Raw genomic sequence first — 21,481 nt, forward strand, 5'->3', positions numbered from 1 at the left:
TCCGGGGGGCAAAAGCGCCCACCCTTGGTGTCCACTGAGCTGCGGACACGTTTTTGTACCCCGGATCGCCCTGTGCGCGTACCCGGGCGCCCGGCCGCCTGTGATGACACTCCCCCGCCGGGGGAATCCGGGTACGGTCGAGAACGTGGCGAAACCATACGAACCCAAGGTCGGGCGCATCCCGATCACGGCCCTGTCTCCGTCCGTTCCCGGTGGCCTCTTCCCCACCAAGGCCTTTGCCGGCGAGGTCGTCCCGTTCGCGGCGACGGCGTTCCGCGAGGGGCACGACCTCATCGGTGCGGACCTCGTCCTGACCGACCCCGCCGGTGTCCAACAGCGGTACCCGATGACCGCGGGCATCCCCGGCACCGACCGCTGGCACGTCGAGGTGCAGCTCGAGACCGAGGGCGTGCACGAATGGGTCGTCGAGGCCTACACCGACGACTGGGCCACCTGGCTGCACACGGCCGAGATCAAGATCCCCGCCGAACAGGACGTCGAGGTGACGTTCGCACTCGGTGCGCGACTGCTGACCGATGCCGCACCCGACTACCCCGAGACGAAGCTCGTCCGCGACGCGGCCACGGCACTCGGCAACCTCGCCCTCTCCCCCGGCGCGCGCCTCCGGGTCGCCACCGACGCCCGACTCGCCGCCGTGCTCGGGCAGAAGCCCGTCCGCAGCCTGGTGACCCGCAGCGATGTGCAAGAGCTCCGGGTCGAGCGCACCCGCGCCGCCGTGGGCAGCTGGTACGAGTTCTTCCCGCGCAGCGAAGGGGCGAAGCGACAGGCCGACGGCAGCTGGAAGAGCGGGACGTTCCGCTCCGCCGCTCGACGACTGCCCGCGATCGCGCGGATGGGCTTCGACGTCGTCTACATCCCGCCCGTGCACCCGATCGGCACGACGTTCCGCAAGGGGCCGAACAACACGCTGACGGCGGGGCCGAACGATCCCGGGTCGCCCTACGCCATCGGCTCGCCCGACGGCGGCCACGACGCCGTCCACCCCGACCTCGGCACCGTCGCCGACTTCGCCTGGTTCGTCGACGCCGCGAAGAACACCGGCCTGGAGCTCGCCCTGGACCTGGCACTGCAGTGCTCGCCCGACCACCCCTGGGTCACCGAGCACCCCGAGTGGTTCACGACGCTGCCCGACGGCACGATCGCGTATGCCGAGAACCCGCCGAAGAAGTACCAGGACATCTACCCCCTCAACTTCGACAACGACTACGAGGGCATCAGCGCCGAGATCCTGCGCGTGGTGCGGCACTGGATCGACCTGGGCGTCACCATCTTCCGCGTGGACAATCCGCACACGAAGCCCGTCCGCTTCTGGGAGTGGCTGCTGCACGAGGTGCGCGAGACCAACCCGGACGTCGTCTTCCTGTCCGAGGCGTTCACGAAGCCGGCCATGATGCAGGCGCTCGCGCAGGTCGGGTTCCACCAGTCGTACACGTACTTCACGTGGCGCAACGAGAAGTGGGAGCTCGAGGAGTACCTCCACGAGCTGTCGAAGGAGACGAGCGCCTGGCTGCGCCCCAACCTCTTCGTCAACACCCACGACATCCTCACGCCGTATCTGCAATTCGGCGGACGCCCCGCTTACAAGATCAGAGCGGCGATCGCGGCCACGGCGTCGCCGACCTGGGGCGTCTACTCGGGCTACGAGCTGATCGAGGACGTCGCCCGGCCCGGCTCGGAAGAGAACATCGACAACGAGAAGTACGAGTTCAAGCCCCGTGATTGGGCCGCAGCCGAGGCGGCCGACGCGTCGATCGCCCCGTATCTCGCCCAGCTCAACCGCATCAGGGCCTCGCACCCCGCCCTGCGGCAGTTGCGCAACCTCGAGATCCACGGCAGCGACGACGAGTCGGTGCTCGTCTACTCGAAGTACCTGTCGCGGGCGCACACCCGCAGCGGCCGGGCCGACGCCATCATCGTCGTGGCGAACGTCGACCCGCACTCCGCTCGAGAGACCACCGTGCACCTCGACGTGACCAAGTTCGGCCTGCGCCCGGGTGACACGTTCACCGTGCGCGACCTGATCACCGGCCAGTCGTGGACCTGGAGCGACGACAACTACGTCCGACTCGACGCCTTCGTGGAACCCGTCCACGTGCTGTCCGTCGACCTCAACCGCGCCCCGTAGGAGCAGACCCCCATGAGCATCTTCCGACGCAACCCCTCGTCGTCCGACGAGCCGGCGCAGGCCGCGACGGCGCACGCCGACGCCCCTCAGACCGACGCGCCTCGGACCGACGCGCCTCCGGCCGAGGCTCCCACCGCCGATGAGGTCCCGACCGTCGAGCCGCCGGCCGTCGTCGAGGCCGAGCCCGAGCCCGTCGCCGCGCGCGAGCCGGAGCCGGCGCCCGAGCCCCGGCAGGCACCGGTCGCCGCACCGGCACCCACACCCGAGCCGGTCGCCGAGCCGGCACCCACACCGGAGCCGGTCGCCGTGCCCACACCGGAGCCGGTCGTCGCGCCCGCCCCGGTGCCGACGCCCGAGCCGGTCGTCGCGCCCGCGCAGCCGGCGACCGCCCACGAGGACCCCACTCCCCCCGACGTCCGTGTCGACGAGTCCGTCTCGGCGGCTCCGGCCGTCGACGACGCCGAGGCGGCCGCGGCCGCCGAGGGCCGTCACGGCCACCCGCACGCCTTCCTCGGCGAGCACACGCGAGACGGGGTGACCGTCGTGCGAGTCGTCCGACCGCTGGCCGAGTCGGTGACCGTCACCGGCGCCTCCTCGGAGTCCGTCGAACTCGACCACGTCGGCCACGGCGTCTGGCAGGGAGTCGCGACCGGTCCGCTCGGCGGCTACACGATCACGGCCACGTACGACGGCGGCTCGCCCTGGGTCGACGACGACCCGTACCGCTTCGGGCCGACCGTCACCGAGTTCGATCTGTACCTCTTCGGTGAGGGCCGTCACGAGCAGCTCTGGAAGATGCTGGGCTCGCACGTCCGCGAGCACGAGGGCGTGCTCGGCACGTCGTTCGCGGTGTGGGCGCCGCACGCACACGCCGTCCGTGTGATCGGCTCGATGAACGGCTGGTACGGGCCGCGGCACGCGATGCGCAAGCTCGACGGCAACGGCATCTGGGAGCTCTTCGTGCCCGGGGTCACCGCGGGCGAGTACAAGTACGAGATCCTGACGCCCGACGGGGCCTGGGTCGAGCGCGCCGACCCGATGGCGCGACGCTCCGAGGTGCCGCCGGCCACCGCCTCCGTCATCACGAAGGCGCAGCACGAGTGGTCGGATGGCGCGTGGCTCGAGCGACGTGCGTCGAGTGATCAGCACGGCGGCCCGATGAGCGTCTACGAGCTGCACGTCGGATCGTGGAAGCCGGGTCTCGGCTACCGCGAGATGGCCGACCCGCTCGTCGACTACGTCACCGCCCTCGGGTTCACGCACGTCGAGTTCATGCCCCTCGCGCAGCACCCGTTCGGTGGCTCGTGGGGCTACCAGGTCACGGGCTACTACGCGCCGCAGAGCACGTACGGGTCGCCCGACGACCTGCGCTACCTGATCGACCGGCTGCACCAGGCCGGTGTCGGCGTCATCATGGACTGGGTGCCCGGGCACTTCCCCAAGGACGAATGGGCCCTCGGCAACTTCGACGGCCGCAGCGTGTACGAGCACAGCGACCCGCGTCGCGGCGAGCAGCCCGACTGGGGCACCCTCGTCTTCAACTTCGGCGACTCGCAGGTGCGGAACTTCCTGGTCGCGAACGCCCTCTACTGGCTCGAGGAGTTCCACATCGACGGCCTCCGCGTGGACGCGGTCGCCTCGATGCTCTACCTCGACTACAGCCGCGAGGACGGTCAGTGGTTGCCGAACCAGTTCGGCGGTCGCGAGAACCTCGAGGCCATCTCGTTCCTCCAGGAGGCGAATGCCACGGCGTACAAGCGCCACCCCGGCATCGTCATGATCGCCGAGGAGTCGACGAGCTGGCCCGGAGTCTCGCGCCCGACCAGCGAGGGCGGCCTCGGCTTCGGCCTCAAGTGGAACATGGGCTGGATGCACGACACCCTCGACTACGTCGAGAAGGACCCGCTCTACCGCTCGTACCACCACGGCGAGATCACGTTCTCGTTCCACTACGCGTTCAGCGAGAACTTCATGCTGCCGATCAGTCACGACGAGGTCGTCTACGGCAAGGGCTCGCTGTTCGAGAAGATGCCCGGCGACGACTGGCAGAAGCGCGCGAACCTGCGGGCCTACCTCGCCTACATGTGGGGCCACCCCGGCAAGCAGCTGTTGTTCATGGGCCAGGAGTTCGGGCAGCCGACCGAGTGGAGCCAGGAGAACGGTCTCGACTGGTCGGTGCTCGACCGCCCCCAGCACCAGCAGATCTTCGACCTGGTGAGCCGTCTCAACGCGGTCTACACGTCCGAACCCGCCTTGTGGGCGCACGACTTCGACACCGAGGGCTTCGAGTGGATCGATGGAGGCGCGGCGCAGCAGAGCGTCGTCGCCTTCGTGCGCAAATCAGGAGGCGGTGACTCGGTCGGCGTGTTCGCCAACTTCTCGGGTCAGCCCGTCACGATGCGCTTCGGCCTGCCCGAAGCGGGTGTCTGGCGCGAGATCCTGAACACCGACGCCGGCGAGTTCGGCGGCTCGGGTGTCGGCAACTTCGGAGCGGTCACCGCGACGGACGCGCCCTGGGCGGGTCGCCCCGCGTCGGCCGAGGTCCAGCTGCCGCCGCTCGGCGTGATCTGGCTGAAGCTCGAGCGTTGACGAACGCGAAAGGCGCCGACGTCTCGACGTCGGCGCCTCTCGCGTTCCCCCGGGCGGCCCTTCTCGCAAATATGCGACCGTTTGGGTCGGCGGAAGCCGCATAACGAGGTTCTTCGGGCGTTCACCCTCGAAACGGTCGCAAACTGCGACGAGAACCGGGACGAGGGCGGCTGCGTGGCGGGGTCAGTAGAGGAGCATGGCGAGGCGGCGGCGGGCCGTCGCGACGCGGGCGTCGTCGGTGCCGACGATCTCGAAGTACTCGAGCAGGCGCGTCCGGACGGCGTCGCGCCCGGCCTGGTCGAGCGACGGGAAGAGCGTGAGGAGGCGGTCGAACGCGTCGTCGATGTGGCCTCCGCTGAGATCGAGGTCGGCCACGGCGAGCTGCGACTCCACACCGGTCGGGTCGGCCGCAGCGGCCCCGCGGACGTCGGCGATGGTGACTCCCTGCAGACGCTCCAGCAGCGAGACCTGGGCCAGCCCCGCGACGGCCAGCTGATCGCGCGGGTCTTGCGCGATCGCGGTCTTGTACGCCTGGATCGCGGCCGTGTAGTCACCCCGGTCGATGGCGTCGTAGGCGTCCTGGTGATGCGGCGGCAGGGGCTCCGGCTCGGGCTCGACACCACCGTCGGTCTCGGGGGCGCCGTCGACGACGGCCGTGCCGGTCACACCGTTCTGCGCCGCGAGTTCGAGCACCTGCTCGAACACGTCGCGCACCTGGGCCTCGGGCAGCGCACCGACGAACAGCTGGACGGGTCGCCCCCCGATCACCGCGGCCACGGCGGGGATCGACTGCGCTTGGAAGGCCTGCGTCAACTGCGGGTTCGCGTCGACGTCCACCTTGGCGAGCAGCAGGCGCCCGGCGTACTCCGCGATCAGCTTCTCGAGCACCGGGGACAGCTGCTTGCACGGCCCGCACCACTCGGCCCACAGATCGACGATGACGGGCACCGTGTTGCTGATCTCCAGGAACTGCGAGAAGGAGGCGTCGGTCGCGTCGAGCACGAACGCCGGCACCGCGACGGCACCGCCTGCGGTCGGGGCCGGTTGACCGACCTCGCCCGCGCCTCCGGACGGTGCCTGCGGCACCGCGGCGGGAGCCGGCGGCCGGTTCACGAGCGACGAGAGGTCGACGGCTCCGCGGAGCCCGGCGGGAACGGGAGGCAGGTTGGTCATGGGAGCTCCTTCGCGGTGATGAGGGCCTGGCTGAAGCCGAGCAGCACGATCTTGTCGCTACTGCCGACGGGCGGGACGGAGAACAACAGCTGCACGTCGTACGTCGCCTCGATGCCCTTGGTGCTCTCGGTCAACCCGCTGAGCGACTTGACGGCACCCGCCGGGTTGACCTTCGCCCCGGTGGCGGTCGGCTTGACCGTCTCGATCTCGTTCAGGTCGACCGACACGATCGCGCCGGCGTCGTTCGTGGCGAAGGCGATCGCATCGCCGGAGCCGACTTTCGACGAGTAGTCGATGGACGCGGTGGTCGGCAGCTTCGACCGCTTGTCGTCCTTGTAGGGCTTGCCGATCTTGGCCCGGAGCGTGTCGCCGTCGCCTTGGAAGTACTGCGCGTACTCGCTCTCGTCGCCGTTGCGGAGGATGTCGCCGTAGGCGGTGGCCAACTGGTTCGGCTGCAGGGTCAACAGCTTGACGTCGGGTGCGAGCCGCGCCGCACCGATGCTCGCCGGTGCCACCGTGGGCAGGGTGGCCTGCGCTTCGAGGCTCATCAGATACTCGACCTTGTAGTCGTCTCGAGCCGTCTCTTGCACGAGCGTCATGGCGATCGGCGCGATGGTCTTGTCGGCGTCCTGCACGACGGCGAACACCGTGCGGGGCCAGGAGTCGGCCTGCTGCGGCAGCGTGAGCGTCACGTCGCCGGACGGGATCGAGATCGGGCCGGCGGCCGCCGAGTCGGCCTTGCGGATCGTGTAGTTCGCCTGGCGCTGGGCCAGAGCCGGGCCGGTGAACCGCGTCGCGGCCAGGTCGGCGTTCAACTCGCCGTCGGCCTGCGTGGCCGTCGTCGAGATGCGCTGGATGATGCGCTTGACCTGGTTCACGGTCACGGCGGGCGGCTGGATGTCGTCGGTGTCGGACTCCCCTGGCGTGGCCGAGGCGGTGGGCGTCGGGCTCGCACTGACGCCGTCGTCGGTGCCGCCGAACGACGAGGGCCAGTAATCGGCCGAGCAGCCCGAGAGCGCGAGTGCCCCGACCAGCACGATGGGCACGGTGGCCACGAGCCGGGTCTGGGACCGACGACGTCGGCCACCGCCCGAACCCGCTTCGAGCGATGCGGTCGAACCGGCTCGGAGCGCCTTGCGCCGGGAACCTCGCGTCAGCCGCGGGGGCTTGCCGCCCTCGCCCGAGCGACGACGGGGGCCGCGAGTCCGACGGTGGTGGGCGATGGCCCAGAGGTAGAGGAGAACGCCGATCAGCAGCACGACGACACCGCCGACGATCAGGGGCCCGGCCATCGGGGTCGACGTGGACAGCGGCCACGTGACCCGCAGCGTCGTGGGGGCCGACGCACTGGCTCCGGCCTTCGAGACGACGATCAGGGACACGTCGTCCGGGGCGTCCAGCGAGAACGTCAGGCCCGCGCCCGAGTACTGCTCGTACCAGAGGTCGGACGTGCTGGGGTCGGGCAGCTCGCTGTCGCTCGAGCCGCGGACCGCCTTGGTCGTCAGCTCGTCGGTCGCTGCGTCGTAGCCGACGCTGTCGTACGAGGCATCCCCGACCCAGGCGAGGACGTCGGAGGTGCGGCCGTAGGCGGCGAACGCCGTGTCGGAACCGGAGACGGAGATGGTCTGGCGCCCGTCATGACCGTGCAGCGCGGACGCCGGGACGACCGTGATGGTCGAATCACCCGACGTCGTCACGCTCGACGACACGCTGGACGGCGGCGCGAAGACGGTGCGTTGGGCGAAGCCCAGCGCGACCATGAGGGCCGCCACGACGACGACGACCACTGCCACGATGAAACGCACGTTTCTCTCCCTCCGTGCCACCATCCCGGTCGGGTCGGAGGACACCGTCGAAGCGACGGACGTCCCCGCGCGGGCCTGGCCGGGAGGCCGGGCGCGGCAGCAGAATTTAAGACGACTCAGACTAGCCGACCTGCCTGAGAGCCGTCTAACCGGTCTCTCAGGCGATCGACGCGACCCGTCCCGGCCAGGCCAACCCGCGCCTCCTGAGGGTCGTCGTCCGGCGCCCGGCCATCGCGGCCCCAGGTCTGGTCCGGCTAAAATCGAGCGTTCGGAGTCCCCCGGTTCGAGGGCCTCCCACCGACATGAGGAGACGACACTGTGGCTGCTGACGAGGCCGACTTCGGGACGGAGCTGCGGGGCTACAAGAAGGACGACGTCGATCGCGTCCTGGGCGATCTCCGCCGCGAGCTGATCAAGGCGAACCAGGACCGCGCCGAGTCCGCGAACGCCCTGAAGGGCCTGCAGGGCCGCATCGACGATCTGCAGTCCGAGCTCGACGAGGCCGCGACTCCGACGTACTCGGGTCTCGGCACCAAACTGGAGCAGACCCTCCGTCTGGCCGAGGAGCAGTCGACCCGGGTGATCGGTCAGGCCGACATCGACGCCGAGCAGCTGCGGGCGAGCTCGACGGCGGAGGCGCGGCGCATCCTCGAGGACGCCTCCGAGCGTTCGTCCGACATGCTCGACGACGCGCGCGGCCGGGCCCAGGCCCAGCTGGCCGAGTCGAACGCCGAGGCCGACCGCCTCGTGGAGCACGCCCGCGCCGAGTCCGAGCGGTTGCTCGACGACGCCCGCCGCGAGAGCGAGGCCCAGCGGTCGGCCGCGGCGACGGACGCCGCCGAGGCCGTGGCGACGGCCGAACGCGAGACGGCCGCGCTCCGCGCCGATGCCGAACGCGAGGCCGCCGAGCTCCGCGCCGAGGTCGCCCGGGAGGTGGGCGACGCCCGCGAGGCCGCGTCGACCCTCGCCCTGGAGACCGCCGAGACACGTGCCCGTTTCGAGAGCGACCGCGACCGTCAGCGCGCCGACCTCGACCGGGAGGGCACGGCGATCCGCGACGAGCTGGCCCGCCTCGACGAGACCACGCGGGGCGACCTCGACGCCGAGGTGACCAGCCGCCGCGACGACCTCGAACGGGAGATCGCCACGGCCCGCGCAGACCTGGACGACGACGTCGCGAACCGACGCGCCGAACTGGAGCGGGACATCGCCGCCGCCCGCGCCGACCTCGCCCGCGACGACGCCCTGACCCGTGCCGAGCTCGCGCGCGAGGTCGAGGCGACCCGGGCCGACCTGCAGCGCGAGGCCGAGACGGTGCGTGCCGACCTCGACGCCGAGATCGCCCAGCGCCGGGAAGCCCTCGACCGCGAGGTCATCGACGCCCGGACGGACGTCGAACGCGAGACGACCGCCCTGCGCGAGGACACCGATCTCGCCACCGCGGCGGCTCGTGAAGAGATCGAGCGCACCACCGCCGAGACCCGTGACCGTCTCGCCCGCGAGGTCGAGCAGCACGAGGCGCGGCTCGACCGCGAGGCCGACGAACAACGCGCCGCGGTCGAGGCCGAGGTCGCCCAGGCCCGCGCCGATCTCGACGCCGAGGTGGCCGCCAGCCAGGCGCGTCTGGTCGACGACGAGGAGTCGCAGCGAGCCCGGCTCCTGAACGAGCAGCAGACGATCCGTGCCGAGCTCGAGGCCGAACGCCGCCGCGTGACGGAGCAGCTCGAACGGGAGGCCGATCAGGCCCGCATCGACCTCGACCTCGAGGTCTCGACCCGCCGAGACGAGGCCGAGCGCGAGCTCACCGAGCGCCACCAGACCGCGGTCTCCTCGATGCAGGGGTTCCTCGACGCGGCCCGGGCGCAGCTGGCCGAGGCCACCGAACGGGCCGAGGACGCCCGCCGCGAGGCCGACGACCTCGAGCGCACCTCCACGGAGGACGCCCGCCGGCGCCGCGCCGACGCCGACACCACGGCGCACGAGGTGCTCGAGAACGCCGAGACCCGCTCCCGCACGATGGTCGAAGAAGCGCAGAAGCGATCCGTCGAGTTGATCGGCGATGCCGAGGAGCGTCTCGCCGCCATCAAGCGCGAGCGCGACACCGTGGCGGACTACTTCGAGAATCTGCGTGGCATGCTCGCCCAAGTCGATCAGAGTGGTCCAGAGTAGGCAGACGAGGCCATAGCAAGCCTGCCGGCGTCTCCGCCCGCAGGGCGCCTCCGTCGACAGGGAGCGCAGCGCGTTGAAGATCCATAATCCGTTCCGTCTCGGACTGCTCGCCGGCCTCGGCGTGCTGGTCGCGCTCGTCATCGGCGGTGCGGTCAGCGAACTGACCACGATCCTCACCTACGTCGGTGCCGCCCTGTTCATCTCGCTCGGGCTCGACCCCGTCGTCTCGTGGCTGGAGAACCGCAAGGTCCCCCGCTGGCTGGCCATCCTCATCGTGCTCGTGGCGGTGCTCGGTGCGTTCGTGGGCGTCATCTTCGCGATCGTGCCGCTCCTCGTGTCGCAGACGGCTTCGCTGATCAACAGCCTGACCACGTACCTGCAGAGCGTCACGACCCAGCAGTTCGTCGACAACCTGCAGTCCCTCGTCCCGCAGAACGTGTTCGACGTGCAGCAGGGCCTCAACGCGATCGTCGACTTCCTCACCAACCCCGACAACGTCGTGACGATCGGCGGTGGGGTGCTCGCCGTCGGGGTCGCGGTGGGCAACGGCGTGTTCGGCACCATCATCGTGCTGATCCTCACGCTGTACTTCACGTCGTCGATCAACAACGTGAAGCGGGCGCTCTACCAGATCGTTCCGGCATCGAATCGCGAGAAGTTCGCCGATCTCACGGAGCAGATCAGTCAGTCGGTGGGTCGCTACGTGATCGGTCAGTTCACCCTGGCGGCCCTCAACGGCATCCTGAGTTTCATCTTCCTGAGCATCATCGGCGCCCCGCTGCCGGCCGTCTTCGCGTTCGTCGCCTTCCTCGGCTCGATCATCCCGCTCGTCGGAACGATCAGCGGCTCGGCCATCATCGTCCTCGCCCAGCTCGCGCTGGCCCCCACGTCGCCGTCCACCTGGATCACGACGGCCATCTACTACATCGTGTACATGCAAGTCGAGGCCTACCTGCTGAGTCCGCGCATCATGCGGCGGGCCGTTCGGGTGCCGGGTGTGATCGTCGTGATCGCCGCGCTCGTCGGCGGAACCCTGCTGGGCGTGCTCGGTGCGCTCATCGCCATCCCCGTGGCCGCCTCGATCCTGCTCATCATCAAGCAGGTCGTGGTGCCCCGTCAGAACATGAGATGACGGGCGCGCACCGACCGAGAGACCTCAGGAGGCGCGGGTCCATTCGGTCGGCAGCGGCAGGGCATCGGGATTCACCGCGCGGACGATCTCCGTCAGGGCTCGTGCCGCCTGCTTCTCGCCCACCCACAGGTGCTTCGCATCGTCGACGCCGATGACCTGGATGGCGGGTACGAGGGCGAAGCGCTCGACGGCCTGGGTCGGAGTGAGATAGTCGTCGAACTCGGGGACGACGGCCACCACGGGCGTGCCGCTCCCCGCCCAGGCGCCGAGCTCGGCGTCGGTCGTGCGGTGCAGCGGCGGCGACAGCAGGACGACGCCGTCGATGTCGTGCTGCCGCCCGTACTTCAAGGCGATCTCGGTGCCGAACGACCATCCGACCAGCCAGGGCGTCGGCAGCCCCTCGGCCTCGATGAAGCGCACCGCGGCAGCCAGGTCGAGAGCCTCTGCCACCCCGTCGCCGAACTCACCCTGGGACGTGCCCCGCGGGGACGAGACACCTCGGAAGTTGAATCGGAGCACGGCCAGGTCGGCCAGCGCCGGCAACCGGGCGGCCGCCTTGCGGATGACGTGAGAGTCCATGAAGCCGCCGGCCGTCGGCAGAGGATGAAGGGTCAGGAGCGTCCCGACCGGCTCACGGTCGAGGGGCAGCGCCAACTCGCCCACCAAGGTCAGACCGTCCTCGGTCGTCAGCTCGATGTCCCGCCTGCGGGCGGGCAGCTCGACTCCCCCTCGGATCTCGAACGTCTCCGACGCGGACGGCAGCGGGTCGATGGTCATGAGATCCTCCAGCAGTGGGTATGCCAATGTCGGCGGGACGCGAGGTCGTCGGCCTCGCCGAACAACCCGTCGGCCCGCCAGACGACCAGGTGCGGCGTGCCGGGTGAGATCGCCAACGAGCAGCCCGGGCAGACGTACTCTTTCAGGGCACCGGACGCCGCGATCGACTGGACGCTGTAATCACGTCCGTGCCGCGTCTCGAGACGACGGCCTCCGAACAGTGCCTTGCTGATGTCGTAGTTCGACTCGGCGTCCCCCTGACCCGCACCGCGGTCGCGGGGTCGGCGAGGACGATTGCTACGGGGCACGGGGATCAGGCTGTCAGGAGGGGCCGGGCGCACGACACATCGGTCGCGGCACGGTCACCCGAGGTGGCTCAGTACCAGTTCACCGACTGCGAGTGGGCCCAGGCGCCGCACGGGGTCTTGTAGCGACCCTCGATGTAGCTCAGGCCCCACGCGATCTGCGTCGCGGGGTTCGTCTGCCAGTCGGCGCCGAAGGCCGCCATCTTGCTACCCGGCAGAGCCTGCGGGATACCGTAGGCGCCGCTCGGGTTGTAGGCGTAGACGTTCCAACCCGACTCCTTGTTGAACAGCGAGACGAGGCAGTCGTACTCACCCGTCCCCCAGCCCTTGGCAGCGACCATGTCGGCCGCCACGGCCTTCGCGCTGCCGGGGTCGGGCGTGCCGGCCACGGGTGCCGACGAGCTCTTCTTCGCCGTGGCGCCGGCGCCGGTGCCGGATGCCGTCTTGGTGCTCGACGCGGTGTCGTCGACGACGACGGGCGGCGGCGGCGCGACGTACTCCGTGACACCGTAGGTGTCGCGGTCGGCCGCGGCCACGGCTACACCGCTGTCGACGGAGAACGACTGGCCCGGAGCCACGAGGGCTGCGGCGGCACCGGTCGACGTGGTCGCCGCCTCGGCACCCGAGAGCGGGTTGATGAGCGACGCCGAGACGAATGCGAAGGAGGCGCAGAAGCCGACCAAGGGCAACACGTAGCGGTTGCCTCGGCGGGACGACGCGACCGGGGGGCGCCCCACGACGGACAGCTGCGACGCCGGGACGAGTCGACGCTGCGCCGGAGCGGTACGTCGAACGAGCGCCGGGTGCTCGAGGTGAGTCGTGCCGGAGTCCGAGATCGCTGAATGCCTGCCCATAAGTCCGTCCAGGGTAACGGAATTATCACGACCTGGCCAGTGCGACCCACCGTGCGTGTCCGACCCCGGGTGAGGCGGGCAGGTCGGTGCCGTTCGGAGAACAGGGGGCCGATGATCGGACGGCTCAGCGGACGGCGAGCATGACGTCCACGACACCGTCGAGCAGGACGTCGACCTGCGCCTCCCGGTAGCCGCCGCGACGGGCGCGGAACACGGACGACCGCACGTCGTCGATGCTCAGCGGTTTGCCCTCGGTGAAGTAGCCCTGCAGCCGCTTCACCAGGCGATCGACGTCGCGCGGGTGGTAGCCCGTCGTCAGGAAGCTCACACGGTCGAAGCGATGCCCCGCGGGGCGGTCCAGCCGGGCCACGATGGCCTCGGCGTCGCCGCGGGCGTCGCCGTACCACGCCGTCTCGGCTCCCGACGAGAGCGCCTTCTCCCGCTCGCGATTCGCGAACGCGTCCTCGAGGCGCTCGAGCGCCGAGTCGACGTGGGCCGTCGAGTAGCCGTCCTTGCGCATCGTGAAGGCGGTCCGCCGGATGAACGCCGAGTCCATGGACTCGCCGACGCCGCCCTCGCCCGTGTAGGCGCGCCGGGCATCCGACAGGAACGCGTCGACCTCGGTCATGTCATATCCCCGCTGACCGCGGGGAGCCTTCGGGAATGTAGAACTCACGGGCACCATTGTGCCGCACGCCGCCGGAGTGTCCGGCGAGGCCGGGACGGATCAGGCGAAGACGAGGTACAGGGCGTACGCCGCGACCGCGGACGGCAGCGTGCTGTCGAGGCGGTCGAGGAACCCGCCGTGGCCCGGCAGCCAGGTGCTGATGTCCTTGATGCCGAGGTCCCGCTTGATCAGGGACTCCGAGAGATCGCCCAAGGTGGCGGTCAGGATGATGACGCCGCCGAGCAGGAACCCGAAGTACCAAGGTTCGTGCAGCATGAACGCCGACAGCAGGACGGCGGCGATGAGACTGGCCGCGACCGACCCGGCGAAGCCCTCCCACGTCTTCTTCGGGCTGATGCGCGGAGCCATGGGGTGCTTGCCGAACGACAGACCGGTGGCATAGGCGCCGGTGTCGACGGCGATCACGATGATGAGCGACGCCAGCGTCCACCACTGCCCGTCGGGCTGCGCGGCGAGCAGCACCATGAAGCTGCCGAGGAAGGAACAATAGATCTGGACGAACGCACCGGCGCCGATGTCTTTGACGATGGTCGCGGCGGAGGCGCGGTGCGAGGGTCGTACGAGTTCGACCAGTCGCCAGACGGTCACCAGGGCGATGCCGCCCAGCAAGGCGAGCCACTGCCCCGAGGCTCCGCCGTAGAACGCCGCCGGGACGATCGCGACACCCACGACGACGCTGGGCAGACGCGGCACGTCCCGCCCGGCGAACCGGAGGGCGCTCGCGAGCTCGAAGCACAGCGACCCGATCAGAGCCGCCGCGACGATCATGAACAACGCCTTGACGAGCACCAGGCTCAACAGCACGGCGACGCCGAGCCCGACCCCGACGGCGATGGCAGCGGGCAGGTTGCGGCCCGTGCGCGCCGTCAGACGCTGGTTGCGCTCGTCGAGCCTGGCCTTGCCCTGACGGAGCTGGTTCTCGATGTCGTGGCGGGCGGCTTGTGCTCGCGCGTCGAAGTCGGCTCGCCGGCGGCGGAGACTGGTCTTGTGCGGCGGCGCCGTGTCATCGGGGCCGGCGTCGTCGGGAGCGTCGCTCATCTAGACCTCGAGCAGCTCGGCTTCCTTTTTCTTGAGCGCATCGTCGATGGAGTCGATGTAGCCCTTGGTGATGGCCTCGAGCTCCTTCTCGGCACGGACGACCTCGTCCTCGCCGACCTCTTTCTGGCTGTCCAAGTCTTCCTTCGACTTGCGACGCACGTTGCGCACCTGGATCTTGGCGTCCTCACCCTTGGCGCGGACGATCTTGACGAACTCCTTGCGGCGCTCCTGGGTCAGCTCGGGGATCGTGACCCGCACGATCGACCCGTCGTTCGTCGGGTTGGCACCGAGGTTCGGGAAGGTCGCGATGGCCTTCTCGATCTCTTTGAGGGCCGTCTTGTCGTAGGGGGTCACGATCATGGTGCGGGCCTCGGGCACCTGGAGCGACGCCAGCTGGGCCAGCGGCGTCGGCGTGCCGTAGTAATCGACCGGGATCTTCTGGAACAGCGCCGGGTTGATGCGGCCCGTCCGAACGGTGCTGAAGTCGTGCTTGGCCGACTCCAGTGCCCGCTCCATCTTCTCGCGAGTCTCGGTCAGTACGTCGTTGATCGCCACAATGCTCCTTTGGTCCTGTTCGAGCTTAGTCGTCTAGTTGCTGACCAGCGTCCCGATGCGCTCTCCTCGGATGGCACGGGCCACGTTGCCGTCGCCCTCCATCCCGAAGACGCGCATCGGCATGCCGTTGTCCATGCAGAGGCTGAACGCGGTGGAGTCGACGACCTTGAGCCCCTGCACCAGCGCCTGCTGGTACGTCACCCGGTCGAGCTTGACCGCGGTCGGGTCGTGACGCGGGTCGGCCGAGTAGACGCCGTCCACGCCGTTCTTCGCCACGAGCACCTCGATCGCACCGATCTCGAGGGCGCGCTGCGCCGAGACCGTGTCGGTCGAGAAGTAGGGCAGACCTGCCCCGGCGCCGAAGATGACGACGCGCCCCTTCTCGAGGTGCCGCTCGGCACGACGGGGGATGTAGGGCTCGGCGACCTGCGTCATCGAGATGGCCGACTGCACACGCGTCGCCGCGCCCGCCTGCTCGAGGAAGTCCTGCAGGGCGAGGGCGTTCATGACGGTGCCGAGCATGCCCATGTAGTCGGCGCGTCCGCGGTCCATGCCGCGCTGGCTCAACTCGGCCCCACGGAAGAAGTTGCCGCCGCCGACGACCACGGCGATCTCGACGTCCTTGGCGGCGTCGGCGATCTCACGCGCGATGGCGCCGACCACGTCGGGGTTGACCCCGAGCTGCCCGCCGCCGAAGGCTTCGCCCGACAGTTTGAGGAGGACTCTCCGTCGACCCGTCGTGTCTGATGTCATGCGAATTCTCCCTCGTGTCGTGGCCGTAGCCAGGTTACCGAGTTCAGGCCGTCGGCCGTCCCTCTGACGTTCGTCGCGCCTCCGGCGACTGCCCGCGTCTCTCGACGCCGGGCATGGAAATGGGGCCCGAGACGTGTGAACGTCTCGGACCCCATCGGGTGCGTGCTACGCGCCGACCTTGACTCGGGCGAAGCCCTTGATGTCGATGCCGGCCTGCTCGACGACCTGGGCGACCGACAGCTTGCTGTCCTTCGCGTAGGCCTGGTCGAGCAGAGCGATCTCCTTGAAGAAGCCGGTGAGGCGACCCTCGATGATCTTCGGCAGGGCAGCCTCGGGCTTGCCCTCGTTCTTCGCGGTCTCCTCGACGATGGCGCGCTCTTTCGCGACCTGGTCGGCGGGGACCTCGTCGCGCGACAGGTACGTCGGAGCGGCGAAGGCGATGTGCTGCGCGATCGAGCGGGCGGTCTCGGCGTCCGAGCCCGCGTACCCGACGACGACGCCGACCTGCGGGGGCAGGTCCTTGCTGGTCTTGTGCAGGTAGATCGCGAACTCGTCACCCTCGACGCGGCGGACGGCGCGGAGCTCGACCTTCTCGCCCAGCAGGGCGGCCTCGTCGTTGATGTACGCGCCGACGGTCTGGTCGCCGATCGACGCCTCGTTGCCGGACTCGACCGAGTCGGCACCGGATGCGGCGACGGCCTCGAGCACGAGGTCGGCCAGGGCGATGAACTTCTCGTTCTTGGCGACGAAGTCGGTCTCGCTGGCGAGCTCGATGAGCGTGGCCGAGCCGGCCGACGCCTTCGCGGCGACGAGGCCTGCGGTGGTCTGACGGCCCTCGCGCTTGGCGACGCCCTTCAGTCCCTTGACGCGCAGGATCTCGACGGCCTTCTCGATGTCGCCATCGGCCTCGACGAGTGCGTTCTTGCTGTCCATCATGCCCGCACCGAGGCGGTCACGGAGGGTCTTCACATCAGCGGCGGTGAAGTTAGCCATGAATCTGACGTCCTTTCGTGGAGTCGGAAGTGTGGAGAGGTGAGGAGGCCCGGATTACTTCGCGTCGGCGTCGGCGGGCTCGGCCGCAGTGGCCTCGGTCGCCTCGGCGACGGGCTCGACGACCGGCTCACCGAGGGGCTTCTCGGCGACCTGGGCGTCGGCGTCGTTCTCCTCGGTCGGGAGAGCCTCGGCGGCGAGTGCCTCGGCAGCGGCGTCAGCGGCCTTGGCCTCGCCCTGTGCGAGCAGCTCGGCCTCCCATTCGGCAAGGGGCTCGACGGGCTGGTCGGCGTCCTCGGGCTTCTGGTGACGCTGGATGAGGCCCTCGGCGGCGGCGTCGGCGACGATGCGCGTCAGCAGACCGACGGAGCGGATCGCGTCGTCGTTGCCGGGGATCGGGAAGTTCAGCTCGTCGGGGTCGATGTTCGTGTCGAGGATGCCGACGACGGGGATGCCGAGCTTCTTGGCCTCGTCGATCGCGAGGTGCTCCTTCTTGGCGTCGACGACCCAGAGCGCGGACGGCGTCTTGGTGAGGTTGCGGATACCACCGAGCGTCTTGTGCAGCTTGTCGAGCTCGCGCTTCTTGATCAGCAGTTCCTTCTTGGTGAAGCCCTGCGTCGTGTCGTCGAAGTCGATCTCCTCGAGCTCCTTCATGCGAGCGAGGCGCTTCGAGACCGTCTGGAAGTTGGTCAGCAGACCACCGAGCCAGCGCTGGTTGACGTAGGGCTGGCCCACGCGCGTCGCCTGCTCGGCGATGGCACCCTGAGCCTGCTTCTTGGTACCGACGAAGAGGACGGTGCCACCGTGGGCGATGGTCTCCTTGACGAAGTCGTACGCCTTGTCGATGTACGAGAGCGACTGCTGAAGGTCGATGATGTGGATGCCCGAGCGCTCGGCGAGGATGAAGCGCTTCACCTTCGGGTTCCAGCGGCGGGTCTGGTGTCCGAAGTGGACGCCGCTGTCGAGCAGCTGGCGGATGGTGACGACGGCCATGGTCGTTCTCCTTGTTTCTCGGCGCACACGCGGGTGCGCCATCTTGTCGGTTGTCATGGTCGACCGGTCGGTCGCCATTGCCTGGTGCCCCGGCGCGCGTCCGCCCTCTCGCCGGCGAAGGCGATCTGGGACCGAGTGGACACGGAGACCGTGGTGGGCCTGGTCACGAGAGCGACCTGGCACTGGGCACGCGAAGTCAGCCTGCTGAGCAGACTGCGATCCCGATGTTAGCACTGATCCCGCACCTCCGCAGACGACGAGATCCCCCTGCGACCGCTGTCGCAGGGGGATCTCGAACGCTGTCACCGGGGGACGAGGCCCTCGGATAGGAGCTATCCGGTCAGGCTCGGGCGCGCGGTGCGCTCTCGGCCGTGGAGACGCCCATCTCCTCGAGCGAACGGCCCTTGGTCTCGGGGATCTTCGCGAACACGAAGAAGAACGAGATGAGGGCGAAGGCGGCGAACAGCCCGTAGGAGAACGCGAGGCTGAAGTTCGCCAGCGACGGGAACGACACCGTGACGATGAAGTTCGCGATCCAGTTGGCGGCGCTTCCGACGCCGAGTGCCGCCGCGCGGATGCTGTTGGGGAACATCTCGCCGAGGAGGACCCACATCAGCGGGCCCCAGGTGGCGCCGAACGAGACCACGAACAGGTTGGCGAAGATGAGGGCGATGATTCCCCAGGCACCGGGCAGCGAAGGCGCGCCGTCGACCGTGACCGACTGGCTGAACGCGATGGCCACCATGGCGAGCGAGATGAACATGCCGGCCGAGCCGACGAGCAACAGGATGCGCCGGCCGATCTTGTCGACGAGACCGATCGCGATGAAGGTGACGAGCACGTTCACGATCGACGTGATGGTCGAGATGAGGAACGAGTCCGACTCCTGGAACCCGACCGCCTGCCAAAGCGTCGTCGAGTAGTAGAAGATCACGTTGATGCCGACGAACTGCTGCAGGACGGCGAGGATGATGCCCACCCAGACGATGGGCTGCAGACCGAAACGGTTGCCGCGGATGCTCGACTTCTTCTCGAGCTCGGCCTCCGTCTGGATGGAGTCGGTGATCTCCTTGAGCGACGTGTCGACCGTCTCCGCGGGAACGATCGTCTCGAGCACCGAGCGGGCCTCGTCCTCACGACCCTCACCCGCCAGGTAGCGAGGCGACTCGGGGAGGCGCAGGGCGAGGATGCCGTAGATCACCGACGGGATGACCCCGACGAGGAACATCCACCGCCAGGCCGGCCAGCCGAACAGGGACGGTTCGGAGGCACCACCTGCCGTGACCGCGAACAATTGGTCGGACAGGAGCGCCGCGAAGATACCGAGCGTGATCGCCAACTGCTGGAAGGACGCGAGTCGACCGCGGATCGCCTTGGGCGACACCTCGGAGATGTAGGCGGGGGCGATGACGGAGGCGATGCCGATACCGAGGCCTCCGATGACGCGCCAGAGGACCAGGTCCCACACGGCGAAGGCCGCTGCCGCACCGATGGAGCTGATCAGGAAGAGGGCCGCGCCGATGAGCATGACCTTGATGCGACCCATCTTGTCCGCCAGACGACCGGCGACGTACGCACCGATCGCGCACCCGATCAGGGCGGACGCGACGGCGAAACCGGACGAGAGGTCGCTCAGCCCGAACTCGGACTCGATCGACCCGACGGCGCCGTTGATGACGGAGGAGTCGAATCCGAAGAGGAACCCTCCGACCGCGGCCGCGATGGCCAACCCGGTCACGCGCCTCTGAAGGCCCTTCTGGACCGCTGGTGATTGCGTCGAATTCGACATGTTCTCCTCTTGCCACTTCGGGGTCCGGGATTCGTGGTCCCGACTCCCCCACACTGTCGTGCACCTTTCGTTCGTGCACGTTGTGCACCTTACGCCGACCTGGGAGTCTTCGTTTCGAGGCCATCGTTCTGCTATGCCCCCCGCGTCCCTCACCTCGATCCCGCGGCCCGCGACGCTCGCGGGCCTGTGCCTCGCGATCGTTCTCGCAGCCGTGTCGGGAGCCGCGCCTGCGGCGAGCGCCGTGCCTCCCGCGCCCCGGACGAGCGCGACGTGGTCGTGGCCGACCGGTGCTCCCGTCACGGTTGAGCGTGCCTTCGTCAAACCCGAACACGCGTGGTCCCCGGGTCACCGAGGCGTCGACCTGGCCTACGGCGCAGGGTCACCCGTCCTCGCGCCGGATGACGGTGTCGTCCACTTCTCGGGCGTCGTGGTCGACCGCCCCGTGTTGTCCATCGCGCACGACGGCGGTGTCCTGAGTAGTTACGAGCCGGTGACGTCCGACCTGACACGGGGCACGCCGGTCACGCGCGGTCAGGTCGTCGGCGTCCTCCGACCCGGTCATCGCGTCGATGCCGACTGTCTGCACCTCGGGGCGCGGGTCGACGGGGAGTACGTCTCACCGTTGCTCTTTCTCGGGCGGGCACGCCCGAGTGTCCTGCTGCCGACACGGGCGCTCCCCCGCTGACGACTGACACCGGGCGGCCGCCGAGTCGACGGCCGGACGATCAGGCCCGAGGGTGGGCCGTACGATACGTCTCGCGGAGCCGCTCGGTCGAGACGTGCGTGTAGATCTGCGTGGTGCCGAGGCTGGCATGCCCGAGGAGCTCCTGGACGGCACGGAGATCGGCGCCTCCGTCGAGCAGATGCGTCGCGGCGGTGTGCCGGAGCGTGTGCGGCCCGGCCGGGCCGCCTCCGGGCAGGTCGGCGAGGAGACCCGCCACGAGTCGATACACGGCGCGTGTCCCGATCCGCTTGCCGTGCGTCGTGATGAACAGTGCCTGGCGATCGGGCGTGGCGGCGCTCGGATCGGAGCCGAGCAAGACGGGTCGCGACGAGCGCAGGTACTGGTCCAACGCCTCCTTGGCGGGGACGCCGAACGGGACGACCCGCTCCTTGGCGCCCTTGCCCGTGACGCGGATCGTCAGGCGGCCGAGGTCGAGATCGGGCAGGTCCGAGCCGACGAGCTCGGAGACCCGGAGCCCCGACCCGTACAACAGTTCGACGATGGCGAGGTCACGACGCGCGGCGGGGTCACCCGTGTCGGCTCGGACACCGAGCGAGTCGAACAGGCCCGTCATCTGCTCTCGGGTGACGACGCGCGGCAGCCTGCTCTCGGCCTTCGGGGCCCGGAGGCGCGCCCCCGCGTCGACCGGTGTGCGGCCGGTCTCGGTCAACCACCGGGTGAACGCCCGAGCACTGGCGGACCGGCGAGCGAGCGTCGACCGGGCCAAGCCCAGACCGGTGCCCCGCCACAACCAGTCGCGGAGCAGGTCGAGGTCGACGTCGGATGCCGACGGCGGGGCCGGGCACGTCTCGGTGGCGAACGATGAGAGATCGACCAGATCCGAGCGGTACGACCTGATCGTGTGTTCGCTCAGCCCCCGCGCGTGCCGTTCATGCGCGATGAACGCGTCGATCTCCGAGTCGAGAGGAACGAACTCGGGCCCGGGCACGGGCGATGCGCCGGCATCGGCTGCGTCGCTCGCGCCGCCCTGACCGTCCATG

At 69.4% G+C, this 21,481-nt stretch carries 18 protein-coding genes; 5 read left to right on the forward strand and 13 right to left on the reverse strand.

Annotation, left to right across the window (positions count from 1 at the left end):
- The first annotated feature begins 103 nt into the window (after window positions 1–103).
- Both ACPEEZ_RS09645 and glgB read left to right on the forward strand, forming a co-directional pair.
- Window positions 104–2,146, forward strand: coding sequence for an alpha-1,4-glucan--maltose-1-phosphate maltosyltransferase (locus ACPEEZ_RS09645; RefSeq protein WP_423918047.1), 2,043 nt, complete (start codon window positions 104–106; stop codon window positions 2,144–2,146).
- Between the two features lie 12 nt (window positions 2,147–2,158).
- Window positions 2,159–4,735, forward strand: a complete 2,577-nt coding sequence (glgB, locus tag ACPEEZ_RS09650; protein WP_423918050.1) for a 1,4-alpha-glucan branching protein GlgB — start codon at window positions 2,159–2,161, stop codon at window positions 4,733–4,735.
- A gap of 183 nt (window positions 4,736–4,918) precedes the next feature.
- Here glgB and ACPEEZ_RS09655 read toward each other — a convergent pair whose 3' ends face one another.
- Together ACPEEZ_RS09655 and ACPEEZ_RS09660 are read right to left on the reverse strand one after the other, a co-directional pair.
- Window positions 4,919–5,908 carry a tetratricopeptide repeat protein gene (locus ACPEEZ_RS09655; RefSeq protein WP_423918053.1) on the reverse strand — a complete coding sequence of 330 codons (990 nt, stop codon included), beginning with the start codon at window positions 5,906–5,908 and terminating at the stop codon, window positions 4,919–4,921.
- Window positions 5,905–7,713, reverse strand: a complete 1,809-nt coding sequence (locus ACPEEZ_RS09660; protein ID WP_423918055.1) for a hypothetical protein — start codon at window positions 7,711–7,713, stop codon at window positions 5,905–5,907. The genes ACPEEZ_RS09655 and ACPEEZ_RS09660 overlap by 4 nt, the downstream gene beginning before the upstream one ends.
- A 318-nt stretch (window positions 7,714–8,031) precedes the next feature.
- Here ACPEEZ_RS09660 and ACPEEZ_RS09665 point away from each other — a divergent pair, with 318 nt between their 5' ends.
- The gene (locus tag ACPEEZ_RS09665; protein WP_423918058.1) at window positions 8,032–9,882 is read left to right on the forward strand and encodes a DivIVA domain-containing protein; all 1,851 of its coding nucleotides are present in this window, start codon (window positions 8,032–8,034) and stop codon (window positions 9,880–9,882) included.
- Window positions 9,883–9,955: 73 nt separating this feature from the next.
- Window positions 9,956–11,014 (forward strand): AI-2E family transporter, encoded by a 1,059-nt coding sequence (locus ACPEEZ_RS09670; protein WP_423918061.1) that lies wholly within the window; start codon window positions 9,956–9,958, stop codon window positions 11,012–11,014.
- A gap of 24 nt (window positions 11,015–11,038) precedes the next feature.
- Here ACPEEZ_RS09670 and ACPEEZ_RS09675 read toward each other — a convergent pair whose 3' ends face one another.
- The 10 genes from ACPEEZ_RS09675 to ACPEEZ_RS09720 form a co-directional block, all read right to left on the reverse strand.
- Window positions 11,039–11,791: an alpha/beta hydrolase gene (locus ACPEEZ_RS09675; protein WP_423918064.1), complete on the reverse strand. Its 753-nt coding sequence runs from the start codon at window positions 11,789–11,791 to the stop codon at window positions 11,039–11,041.
- A complete protein-coding gene (locus ACPEEZ_RS09680; RefSeq protein ID WP_423918067.1) occupies window positions 11,788–12,099 on the reverse strand; it encodes a hypothetical protein in 312 nt (103 codons plus the stop codon). The genes ACPEEZ_RS09675 and ACPEEZ_RS09680 overlap by 4 nt, the downstream gene beginning before the upstream one ends.
- 68 nt (window positions 12,100–12,167) lie before the next feature.
- Window positions 12,168–12,950 carry a transglycosylase SLT domain-containing protein gene (locus ACPEEZ_RS09685; RefSeq protein ID WP_423918070.1) on the reverse strand — a complete coding sequence of 261 codons (783 nt, stop codon included), beginning with the start codon at window positions 12,948–12,950 and terminating at the stop codon, window positions 12,168–12,170.
- A 124-nt stretch (window positions 12,951–13,074) separates the two neighbouring features.
- The gene (locus ACPEEZ_RS09690; protein WP_423918072.1) at window positions 13,075–13,635 is read right to left on the reverse strand and encodes a DivIVA domain-containing protein; all 561 of its coding nucleotides are present in this window, start codon (window positions 13,633–13,635) and stop codon (window positions 13,075–13,077) included.
- A 42-nt stretch (window positions 13,636–13,677) separates the two neighbouring features.
- A complete protein-coding gene (locus ACPEEZ_RS09695; protein ID WP_423918075.1) occupies window positions 13,678–14,676 on the reverse strand; it encodes a phosphatidate cytidylyltransferase in 999 nt (332 codons plus the stop codon).
- A complete protein-coding gene (gene frr / locus ACPEEZ_RS09700; RefSeq protein WP_423924228.1) occupies window positions 14,677–15,192 on the reverse strand; it encodes a ribosome recycling factor in 516 nt (171 codons plus the stop codon).
- A 72-nt stretch (window positions 15,193–15,264) separates the two neighbouring features.
- Window positions 15,265–15,984 (reverse strand): UMP kinase, encoded by a 720-nt coding sequence (gene pyrH, locus ACPEEZ_RS09705; protein WP_423918077.1) that lies wholly within the window; start codon window positions 15,982–15,984, stop codon window positions 15,265–15,267.
- A 165-nt stretch (window positions 15,985–16,149) separates the two neighbouring features.
- On the reverse strand, window positions 16,150–16,977 hold the full coding sequence (gene tsf / locus ACPEEZ_RS09710) for a translation elongation factor Ts (protein WP_423918080.1): 828 nt from the start codon (window positions 16,975–16,977) through the stop codon (window positions 16,150–16,152).
- Between the two features lie 54 nt (window positions 16,978–17,031).
- Window positions 17,032–17,967 carry a 30S ribosomal protein S2 gene (gene rpsB, locus ACPEEZ_RS09715; RefSeq protein ID WP_423918083.1) on the reverse strand — a complete coding sequence of 312 codons (936 nt, stop codon included), beginning with the start codon at window positions 17,965–17,967 and terminating at the stop codon, window positions 17,032–17,034.
- Between the two features lie 340 nt (window positions 17,968–18,307).
- Window positions 18,308–19,756 (reverse strand): sugar porter family MFS transporter, encoded by a 1,449-nt coding sequence (locus ACPEEZ_RS09720; protein ID WP_423918086.1) that lies wholly within the window; start codon window positions 19,754–19,756, stop codon window positions 18,308–18,310.
- A gap of 133 nt (window positions 19,757–19,889) precedes the next feature.
- Between ACPEEZ_RS09720 and ACPEEZ_RS09725 the strand changes: the two genes are divergently transcribed.
- Complete coding sequence (locus tag ACPEEZ_RS09725; protein WP_423918089.1) at window positions 19,890–20,441, forward strand: M23 family metallopeptidase; 552 nt, start codon at window positions 19,890–19,892, stop codon at window positions 20,439–20,441.
- A 40-nt stretch (window positions 20,442–20,481) separates the two neighbouring features.
- Here ACPEEZ_RS09725 and ACPEEZ_RS09730 read toward each other — a convergent pair whose 3' ends face one another.
- On the reverse strand, window positions 20,482–21,480 hold the full coding sequence (locus tag ACPEEZ_RS09730; protein ID WP_423918091.1) for a tyrosine recombinase XerC: 999 nt from the start codon (window positions 21,478–21,480) through the stop codon (window positions 20,482–20,484).
- Between the last annotated feature and the right edge of the window lies 1 nt (window position 21,481).

Source organism: Frigoribacterium sp. 2-23, assembly GCF_049601585.1.
GTDB lineage: Bacteria > Actinomycetota > Actinomycetes > Actinomycetales > Microbacteriaceae > Frigoribacterium.